This window comes from Acidimicrobiales bacterium (assembly GCA_036273495.1).
Classification (GTDB): domain Bacteria; phylum Actinomycetota; class Acidimicrobiia; order Acidimicrobiales; family JAJPHE01; genus DASSEU01.
Genome location: DASUHN010000047.1, coordinates 1 through 4,169, shown reverse-complemented (window position 1 = coordinate 4,169; position 4,169 = coordinate 1). Strand labels below are relative to the sequence as shown.

The 4,169-nt window shown below is 71.3% G+C and carries 4 protein-coding genes; all 4 read right to left on the bottom strand.

Annotated features, from left to right (window positions below):
• A partial coding sequence (locus VFW24_01855; GenBank protein ID HEX5265492.1) for an AAA family ATPase occupies positions 1-1,912 on the bottom strand: 1,912 nt, incomplete at its 3' end.
• 17 nt (positions 1,913-1,929) lie between these two features.
• Positions 1,930-2,340 carry a MerR family transcriptional regulator gene (locus VFW24_01850; GenBank protein HEX5265491.1) on the bottom strand — a complete coding sequence of 137 codons (411 nt, stop codon included), beginning with the start codon at positions 2,338-2,340 and terminating at the stop codon, positions 1,930-1,932.
• Positions 2,341-2,345: 5 nt separating this feature from the next.
• The gene (dnaJ, locus tag VFW24_01845; protein ID HEX5265490.1) at positions 2,346-3,446 is read right to left on the bottom strand and encodes a molecular chaperone DnaJ; all 1,101 of its coding nucleotides are present in this window, start codon (positions 3,444-3,446) and stop codon (positions 2,346-2,348) included.
• A gap of 7 nt (positions 3,447-3,453) precedes the next feature.
• Entirely contained in the window at positions 3,454-4,032 is a 579-nt protein-coding gene (locus tag VFW24_01840) for a nucleotide exchange factor GrpE (GenBank protein HEX5265489.1), read from the bottom strand.
• Between the last annotated feature and the right edge of the window lie 137 nt (positions 4,033-4,169).

Below are 4,169 nucleotides of genomic sequence, written 5' to 3'. Positions count from 1 at the left end.
CCTGGTACTCGCCCATGTCGATGCGGACCATGGCCCGGTCGTCGTCGAAAAGGAAGTTGGCCAGGGACCGGGCCAGCTCGGTCTTGCCCACACCGGTGGGGCCGAGGAACAGGAACGAGCCGATGGGGCGGTCGGGGTCGGACAGCCCCGCGCGCGACCGCCGGATGGCGTTCGCCACCGCGTCGACGGCCTCGTCCTGGCCGATCACGCGCTCGTGGAGGACCTCCTCCATGCGGATGAGCTTCTGGACCTCGCCCTCCATGAGCTTGGACACCGGGATGCCGGTCCACTTGCTCACGACCTCGGCCACGTCCTCCTCGTCGACCTCCTCCTTCAGCATCTTCTGGTCGGACTGCAGCTCGGCCAGCCGCTTGGTGGCGTCGTCGATGCGGCGCTCCAGGTCGGGCACCCGCCCGTAGCGGATCTCGGCCGCCTTGGCCAGGTCCCCGTCGCGCTCGAAGCGCTCGGCCTCGCCCCGTACCCCCTCCAGCTCCTCCTTGAGGGAGCGGATGGCGGTGATGGCCTCCTTCTCCGACTGCCAGTGCGCCTTCATGCCGTCGGACTGCTCGGTCAGGTTGGCCAGCTCCTCGTCGAGGGCGGCCAGGCGCTCCTTGGACGCCTTGTCGGTCTCCTTGGCCAGTGCCACCCGCTCGATCTCGAGCTGGCGGCGGCGGCGCTCGACCACGTCGATCTCGGTCGGCAGCGAGTCGATCTCGATGCGCAGCCGGCTGGCGGCCTCGTCGACCAGGTCGATGGCCTTGTCGGGGAGGAAACGCCCGGTGAGGTAGCGGTCGGACAGCATGGCCGCCGCGACCAGGGCCGAGTCCTGTATGCGCACGCCGTGGTGGACCTCGTAGCGCTCCTTGAGGCCGCGGAGGATGGCGATGGTGTCCTCGACTGACGGCTGGTCCACGTACACCGGCTGGAAGCGCCGCTCCAGGGCGGCGTCCTTCTCGATGCGCTTGCGGTACTCGTCGAGCGTGGTGGCTCCGACCATGCGCAGCTCACCGCGCGCCAGCATGGGCTTGATCATGTTGCCGGCGTCCATGGCGCCCTCGGCCGCGCCGGCGCCCACGATCGTGTGCAGCTCGTCGATGAAGGTGATGACCTCACCCTGGGCGTCGGAGATCTCCTTGAGGACGGCCTTGAGCCGCTCCTCGAACTCCCCCCGGTACTTGGCGCCGGCCACCATGGCTCCGAGGTCGAGCGAGATCAGCCGCTTGTTGCGCAGCGACTCGGGGATGTCCCCCTCGACGATGCGGCGGGCCAGGCCCTCGACGATGGCGGTCTTGCCCACCCCGGGCTCGCCGATCAGCACCGGGTTGTTCTTGGTGCGCCGGGACAGCACCTGGATCACCCGGCGGATCTCCTCGTCCCGGCCGATGACCGGGTCGAGCTTGCCCTTGCGGGCCTCCTCGGTGAGGTCGCGGCCGTAGCGCTCCAGGGCCTGGTACTGCTCCTCGGGGTTCTGCGAGGTCACCCGGTGGGAGCCCCGCACCTCGCGCAGGGCGTCGAGGAGCTGGTCCCGCTTGATGCCCATGAGGGCGGCGGCGGCCTTGTCGGACAGGAGCGCCAGCATCAGGTGCTCCACCGACACGTATTCGTCCCCGAGCTCGGTGCGGGCGCCGTCGGCGGCCTCGAGCACGTCGCGCAGCCTCCGGCCCATCTCCGCCTCCGACCCGTAGGCCTTCGACAGCTTGGCCAGGGCGTCGTTCACCTTGTTGCGCAGGGACAGCGGCGCCACCCCCAGCTTGTCGAGAACCGGCAACACCACCGTGCCCTCCTGGCCGAGCATGGCCGAGAGGAGGTGCTCGGGGATGACCTCGGGGTTGCTGGCCGTGCGCGCCGCGGTCACGGCCGCGCTGACGACCTCCTGGGTCTTGAGGGTCCACTTGCTCGGGTCGATGGGCATGGCGTTGTCTGGGTCTCCTACCGTCGTCCGTACGGCGCCGGGAACTGGCTCAGCGGCACGAGCTCCCGGCGGTACCGCTTGTGGGTGGCCTCGACGGCCTCCCGGGCCTCGAGGCGGGCCTGGGCCAGGGCCTGGCGCAGGCGTTCGTTCTCCTCCTCCAACGCCATCACCCACCTCACCCCTTCCAGGTTGAGGCCGGCGTTGGTCAACTCCTGGATGCGGCGCAGCCGGGCGAGGTCGTTGTCGCTGTAGCGCCGGTTCCCGCCCTCGGTCCGGGCCGGGTCGACCAGGCCCTTGCGCTCGTAGATGCGCAGGGTCTGGGGGTGGACCCCGGCCAGCTGGGCCGCCACGGAGATGACGTAGAGCGCCATGTCGCCGCGCCCCATGTCGCCGCGTCCCATGTCGTCCGGCTTCCTGGTCTCGGCCATCGCCATCACACTCCGAGGTAGGTGCGGGGGGACTGGTCGGTGGCCTGGGCCAGCGCCTCCACCGCCTTCCGCTGCTGATCGGAGAGCTTCGGCGGCACGGCCACCTCGACGGTGACCAGCAGGTCACCTGTGCCCTTGCCGGTCGGAACGCCGCGTCCCTTCACCCGCAGGGTGCGCCCCGAGGGTGTGCCGGCCGGGATGCGGACGGTGACCGGGGTGGTGAGCGTGGGCACCTTGATCTCGGCGCCGAGCGCCGCCTCGGCAAAGGTCACCGGGACGGTCAGGGTCAGGTCCCGGGCCCTGCGCCCGAACAGGCGGTGGGCCGCCACCCGCACCGTCACGTACAGGTCACCGGGCGGACCGCCGTTGCGGCCGGGCGTGCCGCGTGCCTTGAGGCGGATGCGCTGGCCTTCCTCCACACCGGCGGGGACGCGGACCTTGACCTGGCGCGCCCGGCGCTCCACCCCGCTGCCCTTGCACGTGCGGCACGGCTTCTCGATGCGGACTCCGCTGCCACCGCAGGCCGGGCACGGCTGCGAGAACGAGAACAGCCCCTGGTTCTCGTCGCGCACCCCGCGCCCGCCGCAGACGGAGCACACCGTCGGCTGGCTGCCGGGGGCCGCGCCCGAGCCGTGGCACGTCGTGCACGGCGCCTCGCTGGTGACATTCACCTCGGTGGTGACGCCGTCCACCGCCTCCTCGAACGAGAGATGCAGCTCGGCCTCGATGTCCTCGCCCCGCCGGGGACCGGTGCGCGTGGTGCCGCCCCGCTGGCGGCCGAAGATCCCGCCCAGGAGGTCACCGAGATCGTCCACCCGGAAGTTTCCGCCGAACCCGGCCCCGCCGCCCTGGCCCCCGCCGAAGCCGGCGCCCACCGGCCCCAACCGGCGCACCTCGTCGTACTCCTTGCGCTTGTCGGCGTCACCCAGCACGTCGTAGGCGGCCGAGATCTCCTTGAAGCGCTCCTCCGCGCCCGGGTTGGCGTCGGGGTGGTACTGCTTGGCCAGCTTGCGGTAGGCGCGCGTGATCTCCTTGTCGGTGGCCGCCTCCGGCACACCGAGGACCTTGTAGTAGTCCTTCTCGAACCACTCGCGCTGTGGAGCCATGCGGGTGTTAGCCCTTCACCTTCACCATGGCCGGGCGCAGCACCCGGCCCCGCCACCGGTAACCGGGGCGGAGCACCTCGACGACCTCGTGCACCGATCCGCCGTCGTCGGCGGGCTCGTGCATCACCGCCTCCGCCTCGTTGGGGTCGAAGGCCTGACCGAGCGGGTCGATCTTCTGCAGCCCCTCCTTCTCCAGGGCGTCGTTCCATGCCGAGGCCACCTGGGCCAGGGCCGCCCCCGCCTCGCTGTCCTGATCGTGGTGCGACCGGGCCAGGTCGAGCGTGTCCAGGGCGGGGAGCAGCTTGACCACGAGGGACTCGGCCGCCCGCTCCAGGTGCTCGGTCTGCTGGCGCATGACGCGCTTCTTGTAGTTCTCGAACTCGGCCTGGACCCGGCGCACCATGTCCAGGTACTCGTCGCGCTCGCGCGTCAGTGTCGTCATCGGATCCTCCTTGGCGGCCGGGGGCGCGTCGGATGCCCGCGGCTCTTCGGGTGCCGGCCCCCCCGAGGGGACCGGCTCCCGTGCGGGCTCCTCTCCGGCCGACTGTCCGGAGCCGTGCTGGAAGAAGAAGTCGAAGTCGGTCATGCGCCCTTCTCGTCGACGATCTCGGCGTCGACGACCTCGTCGTCCGCCGGGGCCGACGCCCCGGAGGCGCCGGCGGCGGCCGACTCGGAGGACGACTGCTCGTACAGCCGGGACGCGAAGCCCTGGCTGGCCTTCAT

Bases quoted from the DNA above. Each gene is read 5' to 3' on its own strand.
- VFW24_01850 (HEX5265491.1), bottom strand. From the start codon at position 2,340: ATGGCCGAGACCAGGAAGCCGGACGACATGGGACGCGGCGACATGGGG.
- dnaJ (HEX5265490.1), bottom strand. From the start codon at position 3,446: ATGGCTCCACAGCGCGAGTGGTTCGAGAAGGACTACTACAAGGTCCTC.
- VFW24_01840 (HEX5265489.1), bottom strand. From the start codon at position 4,032: ATGACCGACTTCGACTTCTTCTTCCAGCACGGCTCCGGACAGTCGGCC.